Source organism: Crinalium epipsammum PCC 9333 (genome assembly GCF_000317495.1).
In the GTDB taxonomy this organism is placed as follows: Bacteria; Cyanobacteriota; Cyanobacteriia; order Cyanobacteriales; family PCC-9333; genus Crinalium; species Crinalium epipsammum.
Genome location: NC_019753.1, coordinates 1,037,431 through 1,060,303, shown reverse-complemented (window position 1 = coordinate 1,060,303; position 22,873 = coordinate 1,037,431). Strand labels below are relative to the sequence as shown.

Sequence of the window (22,873 nt, the reverse complement as noted above, 5' to 3'; positions counted from 1 at the left end):
TTATAGCTTGGTATTATATAGCATCTTAGTATAAGCAACTCTAATTGTTTTTAACAAGCAACTACCTAAAATTGAGCAATGCACCTTTTTCAGCAGCCTTATAATCAAACTATAAGCATAATTAGTAGCTCATAATTCATTTCCATTAAATTCAGCTATAATGCCATAAATTTCGTTAGTACTAATATCTTCTCTATCTAACTTAGAATAAATAGTTAATAAAAGTATGCTAGTAGGCGATTCAAGTTGATAAATTAGCCGATAACCTGCACGTTTTCCTTTGTGAAGGTTACTGTTTTTAACTCTTACCTTAAGTACAAAATAATTTTCACCTAGATTAGCAATACGGTCTCCAATAAAGTTCCCTGTCTGAATTTGCTCAATTACTGGTTCAACGTCTGCACGAATACGACGATACTTTTTAGATAAAGTATATAGGTTGTTTTCAAATTCATCAGCGAAACGGATAGAGATTTGATTATTGTTATTCAGCATCAATTCTATCCCACAGTTCAGATAGTGGTCGAGTTTGTCCAGCTTTAGCTTCTTGTAAAGCTCTTCTCAGACTAGCTTTTATCTCTTCAATAGGAGTATCATCGGGGTCAGATTCTAATTGATCATTAGGTTCAGTAAATAGAACTATAACTCGCACTTTACTAGGGGTTTCTACCTCTATAGGTTCGTCTAAAAATAGTTGCCCTTTTTCATCAATATTTCCGGTGACTTCAACTGCTTTCATATTCTTAATCGTTAAATACCTAAATTACTTAAACATTCCTATCTTATTAAATAGCAGGACTTACGCGCATTCAACGGCACAATCACGCTTTGTAGGGGCGGGTTGCACAATAATTTATGATTTAAACCATTGATATATATAAACCCGCCCCCAAAATATAGGGATGATTTATGGGTAAATCCTAAATAGTATACATTCTAACAATGGTTAGTTTTTTTAGTAAAAAATTATTAGGGACTGGAAAAAATACTTCCCAATCCCTAACTAAATTATTTCGCAAAGGAAAATCAGCAGACAATGATATTACATCATGCCCATACCGCCCATGCCGCCCATGCCGCCCATGCCGCCCATGCCACCCATGCCGCCCATGCCGCCCATGTCAGGCGCACCACCAGCAGGTTTCTTCTCAGGCTTTTCAACAATCAACGCTTCAGTTGTCAAAACCATACCAGCAATAGAGCCAGCATTTTGCAGTGCTGAACGAACAACCTTAGCGGGGTCAATAATACCAGCAGCAATCAAATCTTCAAATGTGTCGGTAGCCGCGTTGTAACCGATGCTGAAACCACTTTCACGCACCTTTTCAACAATCACAGCACCTTCAACACCAGCATTATCTGCCATTTGACGTAAAGGAGCTTCTAGCGCCTTTGCCACAATATCAGCACCAATCTGTTCTTCGTCGCTAAAATTGTGTTTAAAATCGGCAATTTTCTTAGCTAGATGAATTAGGGTAGCACCACCGCCTGGAACAATCCCTTCTTCTACAGCAGCTTTGGTAGCATTGAGAGCATCTTCAATCCGCAGTTTGCGGTCTTTAAGTTCGGTTTCAGTAGCCGCGCCTACCTTAATTACAGCTATACCACCAGCAAGTTTAGCAATCCGCTCTTGCAGCTTTTCTCTATCATAATCCGAGTCGGTTTCTGCTAGCTGTTGGCGAATTTGAGCAATGCGCTTTTGCACATCCTCGGTTTTTTCACCAGCAACAATTGTTGTGCTTTCTTTGTCAATGGTGACTTTGCTAGCAGTTCCCAGCATCTCTAAAGTAGCAGTATCAAGACTCAATCCTACTTCTTCAGAAATCATTTGACCGCCAGTAAGCACTGCTATATCTTGTAACATAGCTTTACGGCGATCGCCAAAACCAGGAGACTTAACTGCTGCTGTACTCAGTACACCCCGCGCTTTGTTAACTACCAAAGTTGCTAAAGCTTCACCTTCTAAATCTTCAGCAATAATTAGCAAAGGTCTACCAGCACGAGCGATTTTTTCCAATACTGGAATTAATTCTTGGATAGAGCTAATTTTTTTATCAGTAATCAGGATAGCGGCGTTTTCAAACTCAACCACCATCCGCTCGTTGTCAGTAACAAAATAAGGAGAAAGATAACCCCTGTCAATTTGCATCCCTTCAACAACATCCAATTCTGTTGTCAAAGATTTGGATTCTTCAACGGTAATTACACCATCCTTGGTGACTTTATCCATTGCTTCAGCAATCATTTTGCCGACTTCTTCATCGTTACCAGCAGATACGGTAGCAACTTGAGCAATTTCATTACCTTCAACTGGTTTAGCTACTGCTTCAATTTCTTTTACTAATAAAGCAATAGTTTTATCAATTCCGCGTTTTACCGCAACTGGATTAGCACCAGCAGCAACTAATTTTAAACCCTGGTGGATCAATTCTTGTGCCAGCACAGTCGCTGTAGTTGTACCATCACCAGCGATATCTTTAGTTTTTGAGGCGACTTCTTGAATTAGTCGAGCGCCAGTGTTTTCTAAAGGGTCTTCAAGTTCAATCTCTTTGGCAACGGTGATGCCATCGTTAACAATCTGAGGCGCACCATAACTCTTTTCTAGTAAAACATTCCGACCTTTAGGGCCTAATGTAATACGGACGGCATCTGCTAAGGCGTTTACACCACGCTCTAGCGATCGCCGAGATTCTTCATTAAATGCAATAATTTTTGCCATTTTCGATTTACTCGCGCTTCCATTAGTCAATTTAGCACTCTCTTGCCATGAGTGCTAATACAATAATATGTGAGCAATCAACCCATAAATTGTTCGGTTACTACTAAAGCCTTTATTCTCTGCACTTAGGCAAAATCTCACGCTGTCTTAACTACATATAGCAATCGCTATATGTAGTGTGACCATCTTGGTAACAGAGTTTTATGCGTAAGTCCTGAAACAGTTACAGCGATTTACTGATAACTGTTTCAGGACTTACGCCATCACCATGCCACCATCGACATTAAAGACTTGCCCAGTAATATAAGCTGCGGCGGAATCAGCAGCTAGAAAACGCACCATTCCAGCAACTTCTTCAGGTTGACCATAGCGCCCCAAAGGAATGAATTTGAGGATGTCATCTGATTTGATGTTAGCCGTCATATCAGTGGTAATAAAACCAGGCGCAACAGCATTAACCGTAATACCGCGAGTGGCGAGTTCTTTAGCAATAGTTTTAGTAAAACCGATTACGCCAGCTTTAGCAGCACTATAGTTTGCTTGACCAGGATTACCCATCAAACCAGCTACAGAAGTAATATTAATTATTCGCCCAGATTTTTGCTTGAGCATAACCTTACTTACTGCTTTGGTAGCTAGAAATACACCAGTGAGATTCAGGTCAATTACTTGTTGCCACTCTTCCAGTTTCATGCGTAGTAGCAGGGTATCGCGGGTAATACCAGCATTATTAACTAGCACGTCAACCCGTCCCCACTTGTCCATCACAGCTTTGAGTAGGGCATCTACTTGATCGGGTTTAGAGACATCTGCTTGGAATGCGATCGCACTACCACCTGCATTACCTATTTCAGCAACCACTTCTTCAGCAGCAGTAGCAGAGTTAGCATAGTTAATCACTACACTAGCGCCTTCCGTTGCTAAAGCAAGTGCGATCGCTCGACCAATTCCCCGTGACGCACCAGTAACAATTGCTACTTGCCCATTTAACCTAGCTTGATTTTCTGGTAATACTTCCATCACAAATTCCTATTAATCAATTTGCCAAAAAAGAGCAAATTCGTTCAACTGCGCTAATTATCATAAATTGATTAGTACCTGAGACGGACGGAATCAGCGATCCAAATTACTACGATTGAGGGGCAATACTATCAAATCTGTGTTGTAATATGGCAGTCAAAAAACAGTTTAATAGTTTTCAAGATTTGCTCTCTAGTTCAGAAGTACCTGTATTAGTTGATTTTTATGCAACTTGGTGTGGTCCATGTCAGATGATGTCACCCATCGTAGAGCAGGTAAATTCTCACCTGAAAGATCAGTTACAGGTAGTGAAGATTGATACAGATAAATATCCTCAAATCGCCAATCAGCACCATATTCATGCTCTGCCAACATTGGTACTGTTCAAAAACGGTCAGCCAGTAGATCGAATTGAGGGAGTTGTCCCCGCCGCCGATTTAATCCAGCGTTTAAAACCCTTAATTTAATCATTTTTAGCAGTTAGCAGTTATATTTGGTTTTGAGATTTAAGCTAAAAGCTAAAAGCTATATGAGCGTGAGGAGCAACAACACGCTCTTAATTTTGTGAGTAATTAATTTAATGTTACATAATTATCAACTTGATTTTGCCTCGTCTTTACTAATATCAGGTGTTTGTTGAGCAACTGCCATGCTTTTTTCTTGATCGCGTTTCTCACGTTTTTTGCGATCGGCTTCTAGCGCATCCTTCATTGCTATTTGCACCTGTGCCATTTTTTCTAGATTGCTGCGATACAAATCTAGATCTTTATGCAATTTTTCTGTAGGTAAGTGTAAGGATTGACCGACTTGATTTAAAGCATCCAGTCGCTCTTTTTCATCCTTAACCAGACTGGGATCTGATACCTCTAGCAGAGTGTACAGACCAATAGCAAACAAGCGGCTGTATTTGAATTGAGGATTATTGGCGATCGCTCTCATCTGATCGGGTAACGAACCCGCACCATCAACAGCAGTTGGTGAAACAATCCAATCAATTAATTCCTTTCCAGATAACCGCCCTGCTAATGCCTTTAATTGTTCAGCATCTTGTTTGTATCTTTGGGAATCTTCCCCTACCGCCCCAACTAGGGCATCAAAAATCGAATCCCTATCCCTTTCAGGGCGATAGCCTTGCATAAATTTCTCATAAGACGTGACTACACCCAGCGCATAGATTGGATGATAGGCAAAATCAACATTAACTGAGAGCAAGTGCATTTCTACCATCAATTCTTCCACCACCCGTCGGTAGATGGAATTGATAGGACGGGTGTGATTATTATAAAAATCTCGCTTGGTATCCGAGACAGTGCGAAGGTTATTCACCGGCAAACACAAAGGGGAACTTAACCTTATTTTCTCGTTTATAGAGTCATTTGCCAAGTAGTAATTAGCGATCAGCTACTAGCTTTTAGCTTCGTCCTACGATAATAGTTCCGTTGTTATATTAAAAATCACTTAAATTATTAATAGGTATTAAGTATATGACCTTATCTACACAATTAATTACTTTAGGACACTACCTTGCGGGAGAATTTGATAATCGCGCACAAGCTCTAGCAGAACCAGCATGGTATGTACATTTGCACCTCTGGCAGCGACCAGTTCCCCTATTTACAGAAGACAGCATTACCTTATTTGCAGAACAAGCTAATATAGTTAACTTGGATCATCCTTACCGCCCTCGAATATTGCGACTGCGAGACAGTAATACACCGTCTGGCTCGATCCATGTGCAATACTATATGTTCAAAAACTTAGAGGCGATCAAAGGTGCAGGTCGCAAGCCTGAATTACTCAAAACATTAACAACTTCTGATATTGAACTACTACCAAGCTGCACCCTGACAATTAACCCGCAGCAAATAACAACTGATACCTGGGAATTTGCTACCTCACCAACCAGTGACGTTCCTTGTTGCTTCAATTATCAAGGTCAAACATACCAGGTTTTTCTAGGATTTACAGCCAGAAAAAATGAATCCCACAGTTACGACAAAGGTATAGAGCCCCAAACCGGAAAAGCGATTTGGGGTGCGCTGATGGGTTCATATCGCTACATCAAACGTCAAGATTTTGCTGCCGAGTTGCCAGTCTAACTTGTTGAAACATCGTTTTCACGTTGTCGCGCGACAATCAATTAACTGGCAATACTGCGAGGAACACCTTCAAGCGCCTCTTCCTCAGTTTCAAAAATCTCAAACACCGAATCCATCATGGTGACTTCAAACACCAATTTTGCTTCGGGATGAACGTTACAAATGCGAAAGCTACCTTTAACTTTATCAGCATCTCGCATCCCTGCTACCAGGGAAGTGAGACCAGAGCTATCTATAAAATTAACCTGACCAAGATTAACTACGACATGATGGCTAAGTTTAGAAATACACTCTTGTAACTTGAGGCGAAATTGCCAAGCAGTTGTGATATCTAAACGTCCAGTTGGCGTTAAGACTATTACTGTTGTGCCATCTTGTGTTGTATGCGTTCTCTGATCAATATGAATCACTCTTCTCCTCCTTCCCTGGAAGTTGCCATGTTTACCCCTAGAGAGAAAGCAGTTTTGGGCATCATTAAATACCTGAGCATCAAAATTTCCAGGTTTTGATAGCTGACTACTCACCTGACAGTAGTTTAACTTACCTTACTAAGTAAGTCCTGAAGCTTTGCCTTAAATTAAATAAAATGCCGCTAGTGCTGAGTTAATAATCAGTTCTCAGCACTCAGTCTTCATCACTAAGCACTCCAATTTGCCCAATCTTGAGGCTTTAAGAAAACTTCATATAGTTCGGCTTCGGGAGTATTGGGTTCTGGTTGATAGCCATATTCCCAACGTACCAGTGGCGGTAGAGACATCAAAATTGATTCAGTACGTCCGTTAGTTTGCAAGCCAAAAATTGTACCACGATCGTAAACCAGGTTAAATTCTACATAACGCCCACGACGATATAGTTGGAAATTACGTTCGCGATCGCCATATTCCATTGACCGCCGTTTCTCTACAATAGGCATATAAGCTGGTAAAAAAGCATTACCACAGCTTTGTGCAAACGCAAATAATTGTTCCCAACTGCGCGGTTCTACTGCACCTAGTTCAGCACTATACTTACCTGCGGGGCCATTGGCATCTGGGCCACGATACAACTCACCTTGACCATCTTGATAATCAAAAAATATGCCACCCACACCCCGCGTTTCTTGGCGATGCTTCAAGTAAAAATACTCATCGCACCAAAGCTTAAATGTTGGGTAGTAGTGAGGGTTATGTGTGTCGCAAGCTTGCTTGAGAGTGCGGTGTAAATGAGTAACATCTTCAGCAAATGGATAGTAAGGTGTTAAATCTAGACCACCACCAAACCACCAAACAGGCCCTGCTTCAAAGTAGCGGTAGTTGAGATGGACAGTTGGGATGTAAGGATTGCGCGGATGCAATACCATTGATGTACCAGTTGCATAAAAACGATGACCAGCAGCTTCTGGACGTTGTGCCAGAATTGAAGGAGGTAAATGGTCTCCCCATACCTCAGAAAAATTCACACCGCCTTGTTCAAATACTGCACCCTCGCGCATCACGCGAGAACGACCACCACCACCTTCTGGTCGTTCCCAAGAGTCTTCTCTAAATGTTGTATTTCCATCTAGCTGTTCCAAGCCTTGACAAATGTTGTCTTGTAGTCCTTGCATAAACTCGCTCACACGAGTTTTGGAATCAACTGGCGGCTCAGGGTTAACCGTGTTCGTTTCAGTCTGAATAGCTGTCATAATCTCATATAGAAGATCTTTCAAACAAGCTCATCAATCTTAATGAGCGTCTTTATAGACTAGCTTGAATTTGGCTAATCTAGAGCCTCAAAACTTGAGTTGCGATTAGGTTCTAACTACTAAGAACTGCAAAGTATCCTGTAGGAAGATCCTATTGGCAACTAGATTCGCCTAGTATTAATAACCTGCCTGAGACTAGCTGGAGGAGACGTATCTTGATCTTTAATTTTTCCTTCAAATTGATTGCTAGTCGAGGGTGCCGATTTTCTCTGGCAAAGACTTATCGTGCTGTGAGTTCTGCTTCGGTAGATGTACTCTGGCAAAAAATAATTAACTTAGCCGATGTGTCTTGGCACCCCCTGCTTACTAGCACCAATGTTCCCAAGGGATTAATTGCTAAACCTGGATTGATTTACCAAGAGGTAACTCGCTTAATACCGATTCCTGTGCGCGTGTTTGTTGAACGGGTACGACCTGGAGAATTATTTAGCGTCAGGTTAATTGCTATCCCAGGAATTGAAAAAAGAGTGACCTATCAGGTGGAATCTACCGTTTGTGGTACTTATGTGTCTTATTCCGTAACGTTGCGTGGTTGGTTGTCGCCGTTTGTTTGGTGGATGATCCGACCTTATGAGGCGCGTGTGGCGGCTGAGTTAGCGCACGCAGCAGAACAATTAACAATGAACAATTAACAATGACCAATCACTAATAAAACGCGATCGCATATCCTACAAACCGTTAAAATTTTTAATACGTTAGCGCTCAATTTGCCCCGAATGCAGATTATGGGGTCAGGAATAAATTTATTATGCTCGATCTCGATTCCGTTCTAGAAGTACTGCGTCCGGTGCAAGACCCTGAACTCCGCAAGAGTTTGGTGGAATTAAACATGATTCGTAATATCAACATCAACAATGGTGTTGTTAGCTTCAATTTAGTCTTAACCACACCTGCTTGTCCGTTACGGGAATTTATTGTGGATGATTGCCGTCGCGCAATACAGCAGTTACCAGGGGTTAAAGATATTTTAGTGGATGTCAGCGCGGAGACACCCCAGCAAAAACCACTCCCAGACCGCACAGGGATAGCTGGAGTGAAAAATATCCTTGCTGTTTCTAGTGGCAAAGGTGGCGTTGGGAAAAGTACAGTAGCAGTAAATATAGCAGTAGCTTTAGCGCAGTTGGGTGCAAAAGTTGGTTTGATTGATGCTGATATCTATGGCCCAAATGCACCAACAATGCTGGGATTGGCAAATGCACAAATCGCAGTACGGCAAGGTGCAAACGGAGAAATTTTAGAACCCGCTTTTAATCACGGTGTTAAGCTGGTTTCGATGGGTTTTTTGATTGACCCAGATCAACCAGTGATTTGGCGCGGTCCGATGTTAAATGGGGTAATTCGCCAGTTTCTCTATCAGGTAGAGTGGGGAGAATTAGATTATCTAATTGTAGATATGCCACCTGGTACAGGTGATGCTCAACTGACATTAGCGCAAGCAGTACCAATGGCTGGTGCGGTAATTGTGACGACACCTCAAACAGTCGCATTGTTGGATTCCCGCAAGGGTTTAAAGATGTTTCAACAGTTGGGTGTGCCAGTTTTGGGGATAGTAGAAAATATGAGTTATTTTATTCCCCCTGATATGCCTGACCGCCAATATGACATTTTTGGATCTGGTGGGGGTGAAAAAACTTCTCACGAATTAGGTGTGCCGTTGCTGGGTTGCATTCCCTTAGAAATTCCCTTGCGCCAAGGAGGGGACAAAGGTTTACCGATAGTAGTTGGTGAACCAGATTCAGAGTCAGCTAAGGCGCTAGTTGCGATCGCTAAAACTGTTGCTGCTAAAATCTCTGTAGCTGCACTCTCTTAGCTATTAGCAAAATATATTGCTCAGTAGAGATTTACCCTCAAGTTTACGAAGTTATTCCTTTATAAAGCTAATCGCTAACCGCTAAACGCTTGATATGTTTCAAAAGTCTGTAATAGGTTTTCGGTGGAAGTCCCGAATAGCAGTTTGGCAGCAAGTAGACTGGCTGCTGCTTGCCGTAACAGTCGGCTTAACCGTGTTTGGTGGGGTGATGATTCGCAGCGCGGAACTCAACCAAGGGTTAACAGATTGGTGGCAACACTGGCTAATTGGCGCGATTGGGTTAGCAATAGCACTGTTTATTTCGCGATCGCGTTACGAAAATCTACTAGAGTGGCACTGGATTATCTATGGTCTGACAAATCTCTCCCTCATCGCAGTAATTGTCATTGGTAGCAGTGCTAAAGGGGCGCAAAGGTGGATTAGTATCGGTGGATTTAATCTCCAACCATCTGAGTTTGCCAAAGTCGGTGTAATGATTACTCTGGCGGCAATTTTACACACCCATACTGCTTCTACACTGCCAGCTTTTGGCAAAGCCCTTGCTATTACTGCTGTGCCTTGGCTATTAGTATTTATCCAGCCAGACTTAGGCACATCCTTGGTATTTGGAGCAATTACTTTAGGAATGCTCTACTGGGCTAATGCTAATCCTGGCTGGCTATTACTGCTTGTTTCTCCCATTGTCTCAGCAATTTTATTTAACGTTTTTTTACCTAGTTGGTTCATTTGGGCAGTAATAGTAGGTGCTGTTGCCTGGTTTAGCTTACCCTGGTCTTGGTATGGCGCTGTGGGAGCGGTTATTGCCAACTTTGCATCAGGGGAATTAGGGCATATATTCTGGGGATTGTTGAAAGACTATCAAAAAGACCGCTTAATTTTGTTTTTAGACCCACAAAAAGATCCTCTAGGCGGAGGATATCACTTAATTCAATCCCGTATAGCTATTGGGGCAGGGGGATTTTGGGGTAAGGGACTCAACCAAGGCTCTCAAACACAACTTAACTTTATCCCAGAACAGCATACCGATTTTATATTCTCAGCAATTGGTGAAGAACTTGGTTTCATTGGCTGCCTAGCAGTACTATTAGTTTTCTGGTTGCTATGCTGGCGGTTAATCATAATTGCTCAAACTTCCAAAGAGAACTTTGGCTCTCTGTTGGCTATTGGTGTATTGTCAATGATTGTGTTTCAGGTAATTGTTAATATTGGCATGACCATCGGTTTAGCACCAGTTACAGGTATTCCTTTACCTTGGGTTAGTTATGGTCGTTCCGCATTATTGACAAATTTTATTGCTATTGGCATTGTTGAGTCTGTTGCTAATTACCGACATCGACTAAAATTTTAGCTTCAATCGTAAGCTATCAGCCTTCAGCTTGCTGATGATAAATTTTTATCAGTTGCTAATTTGGTAACTTTTCAATATTCTTCCCTAATGAAATTTGCTAAGGAGGTGGGCATAAATCAACGTATAAGGATTTTCCACTTCACCAGTCACCAGTCCCCAGTCCCAGTCATCGTAGGTAACGTTTAATTTAACCTACAAACTTAACTGATAGCTGATTAATAATAGATGACAGATGAATGGTAACAACTTAAAATAAAAAATTGCCGATGAGTAGCTTAGAATTAGTTCAAGTACTTTAGAGACAAAATTGAGAAAAGAATATGATTTTGCCCGGATCAGCAGTTAAAGTCAAAAACAAGAGCGATATTTACTACGGCTTTGAAGGTTTAGTACAAAGGATTACAGATGGTAAAGCGGCTGTAATTTTTGAAGGTGGAAACTGGGACAAAATGATTACATTCCGCCTTTCCGAGTTAGAATTGATGGAAACAACAGCATCTAAGAAAAAAGCCAAATAGATATTAGCTTTTAGCAATTAGCTTTTAGCTTACTCCCTTCCCACTAAAAGATTACCGATCATATTCTTCTTCTTCCTTGGCGTTCTTGGCGTTTTGGCGGTTTTTCAAATAGGTATTCTTTGGGCGGGAAGGGAGTAATTTAACAGCTAACTCCGAGGTTTTATGGTATGGTTGTTAGTTAAAAGCTCGTCAAACTTAATAGCTAACTGCTAATCGCTAATTGCTAACTGCTTAATATATGCGACTTCCTTTACCGCAGTTTGCTGCGGGTGAACGACACCCTAACCATATTGCCGAAGTAATTGAAACGGCAACAACTGAATTTTTAGCACAATGTCTCGACCCTGAAGATTTAAGCTTCCCAGTTATGCCGCCTTTTGGTAGCTGGGTTAAATCTGTTGATGAGGAATCGGGGAATAAAGTTTTGGCGATCGTATATCATGCAACTACTAGCCCGATTGATTCTGTGCATAGAGCAAGGGCGTTAGGTTTGTCAATGCAAGAACTGCGAGAACAACAACCTCAGATTTTTGCGATGTTAAAAACTGAGTTTAGAGCCGCAATTGTTGGTTTCCAGGTGCAGCAACAAGGAGTTAATGGTTCTAAGCCCAAGGATGGCAGAATTTACCAGTATTTACCTCCACGTCCGCCTCAAATTCATCAAGCAGTTTATCATTGCGAATCAGCAGAAATTATTCAATTTAGTGAAGAATTAGATTTTTTACGCACACTGTTACAGGTAGTAGGTGCGCCAGTAGAATCTTTGATGGCAGCAGCTATTCGAGAAATTTATCAATTACGCAAAGCTGACCGTGAGTGGTTGGTAAAGGCGGGGCGGACTCTCAGCGTGATTCTCAAGGATGATTACGATCGCTTGCGTTATATTTTAAGCCAAATCCATCCTTAGATAGTTATTATTCAGGCTTTTTTAGAGGGATTGTAGGAAGGCTTAACTTATACCAGCATCGAAGAGTGAGTAATGCGGTTAGCTGTTTATAGACAAAAATCTCTGTTAATAGATATAAATGCTTGCTGATTTTGGTTTAGGGGAAGACAATATAACTCACCACGCGAAAAGCTTAAACAAAGACCACAGATAAACAGCTAATCTTTAATTGTTTTGCTTGGTATTCTCTCCTAGATAATATATGGAATCTATTACAGAAGTTTTAACTAAGGAGCCAATTGTTCCTTTTGCGATTTTGCTGGTAGTAATTTTAACGGTTCCAATTTTGTTTGAACGGTTAAAATTACCAGGGCTTGTTGGTTTACTGGTAGCTGGTGTAGTCCTTGGTCCCAATGGGCTAGGTTTGCTAAATAAAGAAGCAGAGACAATGAAACTGCTCTCAGATATTGGATTAGTGTATCTGATGTTTGTGGCAGGGCTAGAAGTAGATATTCAACAGTTTCGCAAAACCAAACATCGCTCGGCAGGATTTGGTACTTTTACGTTTATTGTCCCGCTAATTTTTGGGACAATTGTGGGGCGCATCTTTGGTTTTGATTGGAATGCCTCAATTTTAATTGGTTCCTTATTTGCTTCTCATACCTTATTGGCTTATCCAATTGTCAGCCGTTTAGGTGTAGTTAATAATGAAGCGGTGACAGTTACGATTGGAGCAACCATTTTTACCGATGTTGGCGCTCTACTGGTATTGGCAATTTGTATTGGTATTCATGCTGGTGATTTTACCGCTTTCAAGCTGTTTACGCTTTTGGGGTCGTTGGTTATCTATTCTGCACTTGTCTTGTTTGGGTTTGATTGGGCAGGTAAAGAATTTTTCAAACGTTCTGGAGACCAAGAAGGTAATCAATTTTTATTTGTATTGTTGGCGTTATTTCTGGCATCAGTGGGAGCGCAATTAATTGGTGTAGAAAAAATTGTAGGCGCTTTCTTAGCTGGTTTAGCTGTAAATGATGTGTTGGGAGAAGGGCAAGTTAAGGAAAAGGTGGTGTTTGTCGGTAGTGTCTTATTTATCCCAATTTTCTTTGTGGATATGGGTCTACTGATTAATGTGCCAAATTTTATTAAAAGTGTTTCATCTTTTTCTAGTGCTACTTGGTTAACACTAGCAGTTGTGGTGGGTTTAATTGGCAGTAAATTTCTAGCGGCTTTACTTGCCAAATTTGTGTACCGCTATAACTGGCAAGAAATGCTCACAATGTGGTCTTTATCTTTACCACAGGTAGCTGCAACTCTGGCTGCAACATTAGTCGGTTATCGCGCTGGGATATTAAGTGAAGCGGTTTTGAATAGTGTGCTGGTATTAATGCTGGTGACGGCAACTTTGGGACCTGTAATCACAGCGAAGGTAGCGGTGGGTTTACCTGTCGCGGAAACTACGCCAGCAACTAGCGTGACTGTTGTAGAAGGGGAAACTGTCAAAGAAAATAAACAATATACAGTAATCGTGCCAGTTTCTAACCCTGAAACTGAGCGCAATTTGATTGAAATGGCTGCTTTGGTGGCACGCCATACAGCCGGGACGATTGTTCCTTTATCGCTTGTAAAAGCTCATGTAAATATGGATGCACCTGATTTGGAAATGTCTTTCCAAAAAGGGGATAAATTGCTGACTAATGCTACGCAATTAAGTCGAGAATTAGGGGTAGAAGCGGAACCTTTGTTGCGAATTGATGATGATATTGCTCAAGGCATTAGCCGTGCGAGTCGGGAAAACAATGCCAATTTAATTGTGATGGGATGGGGTCAACGCACTGGGCTACGCGCTCGGATGTTTGGTAATGTGATTGATAGTGTATTATGGTCTGCTCATTGTCCTGTAGCGGTAACACGATTACTTGATTCACCGAGCAATATTAAACGAATTTTAGTGCCGATTGATAGTTTAACGAGTCAGGCGGTACGTCCGGTGCAGTTTGCCCAAATGTTGGTTGATGGTAATCAACCAAATATTACACTGTTGCACGTATGCGATCGCAGAACTACTCCAGCTAAGGTTGCTTGGAACCGTTCGCAGTTAAGTTTGCTGGCATCAAAATGGGTTCCTGAAGGGAATTTTGAGGTGGAAATTATTCCCCATGATGATATAACTAGAGCGATTATGAATACAGTACAACCATCTGATTTAGTAATTTTGCGATCGCAACGTCAGCGAACTGCGGCTGGATTAGCAATTAGTGATGTTACTGCTAGATTGGCGCAACAGTTGACTTGCTCGGTGGTAATGTTAGGAGAACCACAAAGAGCAGTAGCAAGTACTCCTGCTAACAAAGAGCGTCGCCGATTTATCCCTAAGAATGTTTAGTTATTGTTAGAGAGGGGGGAGGAGAGAGGAGTTAAAATAGTACTTTTGCTTTTTTAAGCTTCTCTTCATTGGCGTATTTGCAGTTTTTCAGCTTTAATATTACTCTTGATTAGGTGTAAAAGATACATCTTCATATACTGCTGCAACCAGACAGCGAAAATCAATACTTTCTAGATAAATTTTATCCCCATTGCTATAGGAATAAAGTACCCAGTTTCCTTCAGCATTGCGACGAAAGCAATCTATACGCATCTGATTTTGGCTAATTAATACATATTCTCGTAATGATTCTAACTGGCGATAATCTGCAAATTTATCGCCTCTGTCAAAGGCTTCTGTTGTGGGGGATAGCACTTCTATTATTAAGCAAGGGTGACGCAAAAAGTTATTGAATTGTCGATCGCGTTGATCACAACTTACGGCTAAATCAGGATAGTAATAGGTATTAATTGTTTTAATATCAATTTTTGTATCTGATATGTATGCTCGGCAACCGCTTCCCCGGATATGATTTCTCAATAGTGCAAATAGATTTCCAGCCATCAACACATGAGTATTGCTTGCGCCTGCCATTGCATATACTTCTCCATTTCTATACTCATGTTTTATAGGGCTAAGTTCTTCTGCTTTTAGATATTCTTCTGGCGAGATGTAATCAGAATTTAGGCTGGCAATCATTTGTATTACCTAATGATTTGTCTATTATTTATTTTAATTAAACCCAAAGATTGAAAGTTGGGTAGATAAGAGTATTGGGAGGCAGAGCCTTGTGTTTCTTGTTCCCAGGTTCAATATGGTAAGGGGATGATAGCGATCGCATTTTGTCAACCACCTTACCCTATACTGGGAAAACATAACTTCTGTGAATGGGGATTACTCCCTGCTGCTGCGCTGTAGCTGGTGCTTGAGCATTTTTACAATATTTCACACATGACTTTCAAAGACCCTCGCCGTCAAAAACAATTAGAGAAATTAATTCTCAAACTGGGATTACCTGAGACATCTCTGGTGAATTGGTCTCTTTTAGATTTAGCGTTAACTCACCCGACTATCTCACCGACGGCTAATTATGAGCAACTAGAATTTATTGGCGATTCTGTGGTAAGACTAGCTGCATCAGAATTTTTATGGGAAGTTTATCCTGATTCTACAGTAGGTGATTTTTCTGCAATCCGTAAAGTATTGGTAAGCGATCGCATTCTCGCTCAAATAGCTAGTAGTTATGGATTAGACCGCTATCTATTGGTTTCTAGTAGTGCTGCTGGTGATAAAGCGGGACAAGTATCGAGAATGGCAAACACTTTTGAAGCTGTCTTAGGTGCGCTTTATCTCAGTACTCATAATTTACAACTTATTCGTCCTTGGCTAGATCACCACTTACAGGAATTATCTACTGAAATTCTCCTTGACCCAGCGCGTCTTAATTATAAAGATGCACTGCAAGAATTCACCCAAGCGCATCACAAAATTTTACCAGAATACCGCGTGCAAGATATCTCACAAACTCACGGTGATTCTGAACGGTTTAGTGCTGAAGTCTGGCTAAACGGTAAAAAATACGGTGAAGGTAAAGGACAATCAAAAAAAGCCGCCGAGCAAGCAGCCGCTAAGGATGCTTTTTTTTCTGTGCGACAGCCAGAAATTAAAGGTGATGTTTAAATTTGGAATAACGCAATAATGACTACAAATTCTGATTTTAATAGACCGCAGACGACAGTTGTTTTGGCAATGAGTGCTGATGGTAAAATTTCTGATGTACAAAGCTCTCCGGCTGGGTTTGGTTCGCCTAACGATAAGGCACATCTAGAACAACAAGTAGCTGAAGCTGATGCTATTATCTTTGGTGCTAACACTCTGCGTTCTGGTGGTACAGCAATGCGAGTTGTTAATCCTGAGTTGCTTAAACAAAGGGAATCTTTAGGGAAACCACCGCAACCAATCCAAATTGTTTGTTCTCGCGGTGGCAATATTGATCCAGAGTTGAAATTCTTTGAGCAACCCATACCACGTTGGTTATTAACTACGAGTACTGGCGCGTCATACTGGCAAGAAGGCTCAAAGTTTGAAAAGATTTTAGTATTTGATACACCAGAGGGTGAGATTGACTGGGTTACAGCTTTGGAAGAATTGAAAAAGCTAGGTTTGCAACACTTAGGGGTCTTAGGTGGTGGTCAATTAATAGCATCTTTACTAGAGGCAAATTTGATTGATGAATTTTGGCTAACTGTTTGCCCATTAATCTTTGGTGGAACTACTGCACCAACCCCAGTTGCAGGTGCAGGATTTTCTACGGAAATGGCTCCACGCTTAGAATTACTTAGCGTTAAGACTATTGACCAGGAAGTGTTTCTGCACTATCGCTTACAACGCCAATGAAATTAGATTACCCTAAATACAGTTTGATCTGAGTTTATTGCTAACTCCTGACTGCTAGGTGCTAAGTGCTAATTGTTAATTGTTAATTGATCACAATGGTAGAACAAATTAAGCCGCGCTACTCGGTTGCTTGGATTAACAATATTGCGGAAGTACCCCAGGTAGAGTGGGATGCTCTCGCTTTACCGCTAAAAACGCCGTTCTTAGAATGGGAATGGTTGCACTGTATAGAAAAGTCTGGGAGTACGACTGCCCAAAGTGGTTGGCTACCCAATCATTTAATAGTGTGGCGAGATAGACAGTTAGTTGCGGCTGCGCCGCTTTATATTAAGGGTCATAGTTACGGGGAATTTGTTTTTGACCATCAATGGGCAGATTTATCCCATCGTTTAGGGGTGCAGTATTATCCAAAACTGCTGGGAATGGCTCCATTTACACCTGCTGAGGGTTATCGGTTTTTAATTGCTTCTGGAGAAAATGAGGATGAGTTAACAGAGTTAATGATAGGGGCGATTGATCATTTTTGCGATCGCCACCGCATCTCTGGCTGTCATTTCTTATATGTTGACCCCGAATGGCGACCTGTTTTAGAACGTCATGGCTTTAGTAGTTGGCTACACCACAACTATATTTGGGAAAATTCTGGGTTTAAAACTTTTGACGACTATTTGGGTGTATTTAATTCTAACCAACGTCGCAATATTAAAAGAGAACGCAAAGCGGTAGAAAATGCTGATTTACAAATGAAAACTTTTACAGGAGAGGAAATTCCTAAGCATTTGTTTCCTTTAATGTATAACTTCTACGCTGATACTTGCGATAAATTTGGTTGGTGGGGTAGTAAGTATTTAACAAAACGATTTTTTGAACTGTTATATCCTAAATATTGTCATCGGGTGTTATTTGCTGCGGCGTATCATCAGGGAGATAATCATAAACCGATAGGAATGTCTTTTTGTATTAATAAAGGCGATCGCTTGTATGGTCGTTATTGGGGAAGTTTTCAGGAAATTGATAGCTTACACTTTGATGCTTGTTACTATACCCCGATTGAGTGGGCGATCGCACACGGTATCCAAACTTTTGACCCTGGCGCTGGTGGACGGCATAAAAAACGTCGTGGTTTTCCTGCAACCCCAAACCATAGCTTGCATAGGTTTTACAACCCGCGTTTAGGAAAAATTCTCAAATCCTATATTCGGGAAGTTAACGAATTAGAACAGCAAGAAATTGATGCAATTAACGAAGATATCCCATTTAGTAAACGCGAAATTCCATTAAATATTGAATCGTAACTAATATCATGTTTGTTTAATGAGCCATATTTAATAGGATGCTTGTAAAAATAAGTTATTCTACCTGTGTTTCTCTGTGGTTCATTATCTAAAATTTGACTAAGGCTACAAAATCTAATTGAATAAGCTGAAAATTAATTATGGAAATAATATAATCTGTGCGATTAAACTGTTATTATGAACTCTCGATTATCAAATAATTCTATTAATATATTATGAATCAAACGGCTGAATCCCTTGCTGCTATTGATGACAAGCTTTCTCAACGTCATATTGACCTCGATCCGAGTGGATATTTTCTTATTTATCTAGATCGAGAAGCTGGACTAATTTGTGCCAAGCATTTTACTAACATTATTGACGATCGTGGTTTAGCCGTTGATCCTGAAACTGGCAAAGTTATTCCAGCAAAGGGTAAAGTAGAACGCACACACAGCACACTGTTTACTGCTAAAACTGCCAAGGAGTTGTGCGTGAAGATTTTTGAAGAAACTCAGCCCTGTCCCGTAACTTTACTAGATCATGCTGCATATCTAGGACGGGAATTTTTACGGGCTGAGATGGCGTTAATTAGTGGGACAGATTATATTCAAGATTAACTTTGACTTTGATAAAACCACCAGGTAGCCATCGGGATGACGGTTGCTGCAATTAACAAGACGACAACAAGTATTGTAGAATTGCCTGTGTCTGTTTCTTCTGCGGTTTTATAGGTGCGTCCAACTTGGACATTATCTTGTACTACTGGTGCGCCTGGATCGGGATTACCAGATAATACAGCAACTAAGCGATCGCTTGCATCTGTCAACGCTTGATTGTATTTATCTCCCTCGCGCAGTGGTACTAATACAGTCTCAGAAGCGACACTATTAGCAATCTCATCAGACATAATTGATTTCACAGCTTCGCCAGTACGAATAGCCGTATTGTTGGTGAGGCTATCGAGTAGCAGTAATGTTTGATGCGCTTTTGCTTCTGGCGTAGGAAACCATTTATCAAACAGCTTATCAGCAAAGCCGTCGGCTGTTTCGCCATAATCTATCCGATAGACAGTTACCATCCGTACTTGATTACCAGTGTCGCTTGCTAACTTATCTAAAGCACCGTTAATTTTTCCTTTCACCACACGGCTAAGGACATCAGCTTTATCAAGTACCCAACTGTGAGCATCGCTTGGTGTTAGATTGGGTATCTGATATACTCCAGTAGCATTCGCTGGCAAAATTACTAGCTGAGTTGTCAGCAACATTAATCCCAATGCTAGGAGTAAACGCTGTAAGTATTTATGCCTAGTAAAATATTGATCGACGATTCTCATTCAATTGACCATAAAATAGATTTTTTCAAAACATACCGCAAAATTTACTGCTATAGATAATTATTGTCTACAAATTTAAAGAAAAAATTACAAGCGGAGCCTGAGTAAGAGGTTTTAACCGCAGATAAACGCAGATAAACGCAGATGTTTATTATGGATTAACTATTTTTAGGGATAGGCTTTTAGTAATATTTTATTTTGGGAGTTGTCGCAGTGTCTCTCGATAAGCTTTTACCGCTTGAGTTTGGCTAGGATAACGCACGTATTGAGCTAAAACAGAAAAATCTAATTCTGGCAGAAATTCACTATGTGAAATTAATTCATAACCTTGTTCACGCAGGCGATATAGAGAAAATTTATTATTTTTCCAAAACCAAACTTCCGGTACTTGTAAACCTTGATAAACATCAAGTTTCTCGATACCGCCGCTAGAAATAACCACTTCTAAGGCAATATCGGGAAATTCTTTAAGTTCACCAAAACAATAACATTCATCTGGTTCTAGTCCCCTTTCTTTAGCTTGTTTGCGGAAAGTTGTAGAACCATAACCACTAAGATCAATGTCCATTTCTAGGGCATAAATTTCAATTAAACGAGCAATGGTTTTTTTATCAAATTCATGTTCTGGCGATGGAGTCATAATTTCTAAAGTACCTTCAAGATAAGTCATCCGCAAACCCGGAAAATCATCTAGGGTTGCTCGTAATGTTTCGTATTGTTCCCAAGTGACACTATTTAGAATTAAGCGTTGTTCTCCGATTTGGTAACTTTCTGTTTGTGGGATAAGATTTAGAGTCATAATAATTAATTCTTGTACGGGAAAATATAGCTACAACTATATAATGAAACTTACTATGACTTTTATTTTAACCAACGATGATGGCATAGATGCACCTGGCATCCGCGCCCTGCAAAAAGCGATTAATGGCAAAGGTATAATTGTTGCACCTGCAACAGAATGGTCTGGTTGTGGTCATCGCGTCACTACCACTCAACCGATTAAAGTAGAATGTCGTTCAAATAATGAGTATGCTGTAGGCGGTACTCCTGCTGATTGTACCCGTCTTGCAATTACACATCTTTGTCAAGATGTTAAATATGTAATTTCTGGCATTAATGCTGGTGGTAATTTAGGCGTTGATGCTTATATTTCTGGAACTATAGCTGCTGTGCGCGAAGCAACAATGCACGGTATCCCAGGTATTGCTGTTTCCCAGTATCGCAGAGGTAAACGTAATGTTGACTGGGATGTGATTGCAGGTTTAACAACACCAGTATTAGATCAGTTACTCACCCATACCCTAGAACCTGGATGCTTTTGGAATGTAAATTTACCGCATTTAGAACCAGGAGATCCTAAACCAGATGTAGTGTTTTGTGAACCTTGTACAAAACCATTACCTGTTAATTATCGGGTTGAAGGGGATGAATATTATTACGTCGGAGAATATCAAAAACGCGATCGCACCCCTGGAACCGATGTTGCTGTGTGCTTTTCAGGTCATATTGCCGTCACTAAAATTCGGCTTTAATAACTGGTATTGCAAAAGTCGATAAATTTCATAAATCATCTGCGTTCATCTGCGTTTATCTGCTTTTATCTGCGTTCTAAAAAAACAAAGAAACAATTTTTGCTCTTAATCTACTGTAAATTTTCTCTCCTCTCCCCTCCCCCCTCCCCTTTAAGATAAAGATTGTCTCAAAATAACAGCGTGAACTTATGCGAATTCTAATTATGGGTGGAACCCGATTTATCGGTGTCTCTCTCACAAAAATTTTGGTCGAACAAGGACATGAAGTTGTCTTGTTTAATCGTGGTAATAAACCTGCACCTGTGGAAGGTGTGCAACAAATACATGGCGATCGCACTGACGCATCCCAACTTAAAGATAAATTATCCTCCGAAAAGTTTGACGCAATTTTTGATAATAATGGGCGTGAACTTAGTGATACTCAACCATTAGCAGAAATTTTTCAAGACAAAGTTCAGCATTTTGTCTATATGAGTTCTGCCGGAGTTTATCTCAAATCAGACCAAATGCCACATATAGAAGGCGATGCTGTTGATCCTAAAAGTCGCCACAAAGGTAAGCATGAAACTGAAACTTACCTAACAGAATCAGGATTACCTTTTACCTCAATTCGTCCTACATATATATATGGCGCTCAAAACTACAATGATTTAGAAGCATGGTTTTTTGATCGAATTGTGCGCGATCGCCCTATCCCCATCCCCGGAAATGGAATGCACATCACCCAATTTGGTCATGTGAAAGATTTAGCGTCGGCAATGGCACTTGTTTTAGGAAACTCCCAAGCAGTAGGGCAAATTTATAACGTTTCAGGCGATCGCTTTGTTACTTTTGATGGTTTAGCCCGCGCTTGTGCTGTTGCTGCTGGTAAATCACCGGATAATTTACAAATAATTCATTACGACCCGAAAAAGTTTGATTTCGGTAAGCGTAAAGCTTTCCCTATGCGGGTGCAACATTTCTTTGCTTCTGTAAATAAAGCCAAAACTCAACTAAATTGGCAACCAGAGTTTGACTTAATCTCTGGTCTCAAAGACTCTTTTCAAAATGATTTCATCGCTTCTAATCGTGACCAATCTGAGATAGATTTCTCTACTGACGATCAGATTCAGATAGCTCACAACGCGTAATCATTTGGTTGGCAATAAGCAATGTTTATTGCCAATTCCTAATTTTTACTTGATTTGTTGGCTATTTTTTTGTATAATAATCTTACAATGGAAATATATTCAAAAATTTTATTAAAAGCAATATTCCCATTATGATAATAATATATCAAAAATGGGCGAAAAAATCAACCCTATTACTATTTTTATTTAATTGTTGCTGAGGGCTTAACTGATTGATTTGGCGGCAACAAGTAAATTACTCCAGAAATCAAAGTAAGAGCAACAGAAATCCAGAAAGCAACGAGAGTTGGGATTTTCCAAGTATCAGATAGAGGAGCAATTAAAAGAGCGATCGCGACTATTTGACTAACTGTTTTCAGCTTACCCCAGATATTAGCACCAGAAATAGTAACTTGGTTAACGCGCCAACCTGCGATCGCCAATTCTCGCCCTAAAAGCAAAAATACACCCCAAGCTGGTACTTGACCCAATTGAATCAACGCCAGCAGAGGAGCAAGTACCAGCAACTTATCTACTAACGGATCGAGAAACTTACCTAACTCCGTGATTTGGTTAAGTTTACGAGCCAAATAGCCATCTAACCAATCTGTCGCAGCAGCAACTAAAAAAATTGCTAAACAAACCCAACGCCAGGTAGGAGTTGGGTTTTGCAAACCATATAACAGTACTGGTAAACCCAAGAGACGAGATAAGGTAATCGAGTTAGGTAAGTTCAT

General features: G+C 40.5%; 25 protein-coding genes. 14 read left to right on the top strand and 11 right to left on the bottom strand.

Annotated elements, in window-relative coordinates; genetic code table 11:
* Nucleotides 1-129: 129 nt before the first annotated feature.
* The 4 genes from CRI9333_RS04530 to fabG all read right to left on the bottom strand — a co-directional run bounded on the left by CRI9333_RS04530 (nt 130) and on the right by fabG (nt 3,739).
* Nucleotides 130-495, bottom strand: coding sequence for a hypothetical protein (locus tag CRI9333_RS04530; RefSeq protein WP_015201981.1), 366 nt, complete (start codon nt 493-495; stop codon nt 130-132).
* Nucleotides 485-739, bottom strand: a complete 255-nt coding sequence (locus CRI9333_RS04525) for a type II toxin-antitoxin system RelN family antitoxin (RefSeq protein WP_015201980.1) — start codon at nt 737-739, stop codon at nt 485-487. Before CRI9333_RS04525 ends, CRI9333_RS04530 begins: the two co-directional genes overlap by 11 nt.
* A gap of 303 nt (nt 740-1,042) precedes the next feature.
* Nucleotides 1,043-2,719 carry a chaperonin GroEL gene (groL, locus tag CRI9333_RS04520; protein ID WP_015201979.1) on the bottom strand — a complete coding sequence of 559 codons (1,677 nt, stop codon included), beginning with the start codon at nt 2,717-2,719 and terminating at the stop codon, nt 1,043-1,045.
* A gap of 255 nt (nt 2,720-2,974) precedes the next feature.
* Entirely contained in the window at nt 2,975-3,739 is a 765-nt protein-coding gene (gene fabG, locus CRI9333_RS04515) for a 3-oxoacyl-[acyl-carrier-protein] reductase (RefSeq protein ID WP_015201978.1), read from the bottom strand.
* A 149-nt stretch (nt 3,740-3,888) separates the two neighbouring features.
* On the opposite strand from fabG, the gene trxA reads away from it, so the two are divergent.
* Nucleotides 3,889-4,206, top strand: a complete 318-nt coding sequence (trxA, locus tag CRI9333_RS04510; protein WP_015201977.1) for a thioredoxin — start codon at nt 3,889-3,891, stop codon at nt 4,204-4,206.
* A 127-nt stretch (nt 4,207-4,333) separates the two neighbouring features.
* Here the strand turns inward: trxA and psb29 are convergent, their stop codons facing one another.
* Nucleotides 4,334-5,065 (bottom strand): photosystem II biogenesis protein Psp29, encoded by a 732-nt coding sequence (gene psb29, locus CRI9333_RS04505; protein WP_015201976.1) that lies wholly within the window; start codon nt 5,063-5,065, stop codon nt 4,334-4,336.
* 158 nt (nt 5,066-5,223) lie between these two features.
* On the opposite strand from psb29, the gene CRI9333_RS04500 reads away from it, so the two are divergent.
* Nucleotides 5,224-5,838, top strand: coding sequence for a chromophore lyase CpcT/CpeT (locus tag CRI9333_RS04500; RefSeq protein ID WP_015201975.1), 615 nt, complete (start codon nt 5,224-5,226; stop codon nt 5,836-5,838).
* 41 nt (nt 5,839-5,879) lie between these two features.
* On the opposite strand, the gene CRI9333_RS04495 is transcribed toward CRI9333_RS04500, so the two are convergent.
* Both CRI9333_RS04495 and hemF read right to left on the bottom strand, forming a co-directional pair.
* Entirely contained in the window at nt 5,880-6,248 is a 369-nt protein-coding gene (locus CRI9333_RS04495) for an STAS domain-containing protein (protein ID WP_015201974.1), read from the bottom strand.
* A gap of 227 nt (nt 6,249-6,475) precedes the next feature.
* Complete coding sequence (gene hemF / locus CRI9333_RS04490; RefSeq protein ID WP_015201973.1) at nt 6,476-7,501, bottom strand: oxygen-dependent coproporphyrinogen oxidase; 1,026 nt, start codon at nt 7,499-7,501, stop codon at nt 6,476-6,478.
* Nucleotides 7,502-7,716: 215 nt separating this feature from the next.
* Between hemF and CRI9333_RS04485 the strand changes: the two genes are divergently transcribed.
* From CRI9333_RS04485 to CRI9333_RS04460, 6 genes are all read left to right on the top strand, one after another.
* Nucleotides 7,717-8,193, top strand: a complete 477-nt coding sequence (locus tag CRI9333_RS04485) for a hypothetical protein (protein ID WP_015201972.1) — start codon at nt 7,717-7,719, stop codon at nt 8,191-8,193.
* A gap of 116 nt (nt 8,194-8,309) precedes the next feature.
* A complete protein-coding gene (locus CRI9333_RS04480) occupies nt 8,310-9,371 on the top strand; it encodes an Mrp/NBP35 family ATP-binding protein (RefSeq protein ID WP_015201971.1) in 1,062 nt (353 codons plus the stop codon).
* Between the two features lie 94 nt (nt 9,372-9,465).
* The gene (rodA, locus tag CRI9333_RS04475) at nt 9,466-10,719 is read left to right on the top strand and encodes a rod shape-determining protein RodA (protein WP_015201970.1); all 1,254 of its coding nucleotides are present in this window, start codon (nt 9,466-9,468) and stop codon (nt 10,717-10,719) included.
* A gap of 320 nt (nt 10,720-11,039) precedes the next feature.
* On the top strand, nt 11,040-11,237 hold the full coding sequence (locus CRI9333_RS04470) for an NAD(P)H dehydrogenase subunit NdhS (RefSeq protein WP_015201969.1): 198 nt from the start codon (nt 11,040-11,042) through the stop codon (nt 11,235-11,237).
* A gap of 238 nt (nt 11,238-11,475) precedes the next feature.
* A complete protein-coding gene (locus tag CRI9333_RS04465) occupies nt 11,476-12,144 on the top strand; it encodes an HAS-barrel domain-containing protein (protein WP_015201968.1) in 669 nt (222 codons plus the stop codon).
* Between the two features lie 241 nt (nt 12,145-12,385).
* Complete coding sequence (locus CRI9333_RS04460) at nt 12,386-14,506, top strand: cation:proton antiporter domain-containing protein (RefSeq protein WP_015201967.1); 2,121 nt, start codon at nt 12,386-12,388, stop codon at nt 14,504-14,506.
* Between the two features lie 99 nt (nt 14,507-14,605).
* Here CRI9333_RS04460 and CRI9333_RS04455 read toward each other — a convergent pair whose 3' ends face one another.
* Nucleotides 14,606-15,184 (bottom strand): Uma2 family endonuclease, encoded by a 579-nt coding sequence (locus CRI9333_RS04455; protein ID WP_015201966.1) that lies wholly within the window; start codon nt 15,182-15,184, stop codon nt 14,606-14,608.
* Nucleotides 15,185-15,436: 252 nt separating this feature from the next.
* Here CRI9333_RS04455 and rnc point away from each other — a divergent pair, with 252 nt between their 5' ends.
* The 4 genes from rnc to CRI9333_RS04435 all read left to right on the top strand — a co-directional run bounded on the left by rnc (nt 15,437) and on the right by CRI9333_RS04435 (nt 18,776).
* Entirely contained in the window at nt 15,437-16,165 is a 729-nt protein-coding gene (rnc, locus tag CRI9333_RS04450) for a ribonuclease III (protein ID WP_015201965.1), read from the top strand.
* An 18-nt stretch (nt 16,166-16,183) separates the two neighbouring features.
* Nucleotides 16,184-16,882 carry a RibD family protein gene (locus CRI9333_RS04445; protein ID WP_015201964.1) on the top strand — a complete coding sequence of 233 codons (699 nt, stop codon included), beginning with the start codon at nt 16,184-16,186 and terminating at the stop codon, nt 16,880-16,882.
* Between the two features lie 95 nt (nt 16,883-16,977).
* Entirely contained in the window at nt 16,978-18,177 is a 1,200-nt protein-coding gene (locus CRI9333_RS04440; RefSeq protein ID WP_015201963.1) for a GNAT family N-acetyltransferase, read from the top strand.
* Between the two features lie 215 nt (nt 18,178-18,392).
* Nucleotides 18,393-18,776 carry a DUF4346 domain-containing protein gene (locus CRI9333_RS04435; protein ID WP_015201962.1) on the top strand — a complete coding sequence of 128 codons (384 nt, stop codon included), beginning with the start codon at nt 18,393-18,395 and terminating at the stop codon, nt 18,774-18,776.
* On the opposite strand, the gene psb32 is transcribed toward CRI9333_RS04435, so the two are convergent.
* Together psb32 and CRI9333_RS04425 are read right to left on the bottom strand one after the other, a co-directional pair.
* Nucleotides 18,773-19,495, bottom strand: a complete 723-nt coding sequence (gene psb32, locus CRI9333_RS04430; RefSeq protein ID WP_015201961.1) for a photosystem II repair protein Psb32 — start codon at nt 19,493-19,495, stop codon at nt 18,773-18,775. The two genes, CRI9333_RS04435 and psb32, sit on opposite strands and share 4 nt — an antisense overlap.
* Before the next feature lie 193 nt (nt 19,496-19,688).
* Entirely contained in the window at nt 19,689-20,294 is a 606-nt protein-coding gene (locus tag CRI9333_RS04425) for a Uma2 family endonuclease (RefSeq protein WP_015201960.1), read from the bottom strand.
* Between the two features lie 55 nt (nt 20,295-20,349).
* Here CRI9333_RS04425 and surE point away from each other — a divergent pair, with 55 nt between their 5' ends.
* Together surE and CRI9333_RS04415 are read left to right on the top strand one after the other, a co-directional pair.
* A complete protein-coding gene (gene surE, locus CRI9333_RS04420) occupies nt 20,350-21,027 on the top strand; it encodes a 5'/3'-nucleotidase SurE (RefSeq protein WP_041226340.1) in 678 nt (225 codons plus the stop codon).
* Nucleotides 21,028-21,215: 188 nt separating this feature from the next.
* Entirely contained in the window at nt 21,216-22,157 is a 942-nt protein-coding gene (locus CRI9333_RS04415; protein WP_015201958.1) for an NAD-dependent epimerase/dehydratase family protein, read from the top strand.
* Nucleotides 22,158-22,339: 182 nt separating this feature from the next.
* On the opposite strand, the gene pgsA is transcribed toward CRI9333_RS04415, so the two are convergent.
* Nucleotides 22,340-22,873: a CDP-diacylglycerol--glycerol-3-phosphate 3-phosphatidyltransferase gene (pgsA, locus tag CRI9333_RS04410; RefSeq protein WP_015201957.1), complete on the bottom strand. Its 534-nt coding sequence runs from the start codon at nt 22,871-22,873 to the stop codon at nt 22,340-22,342.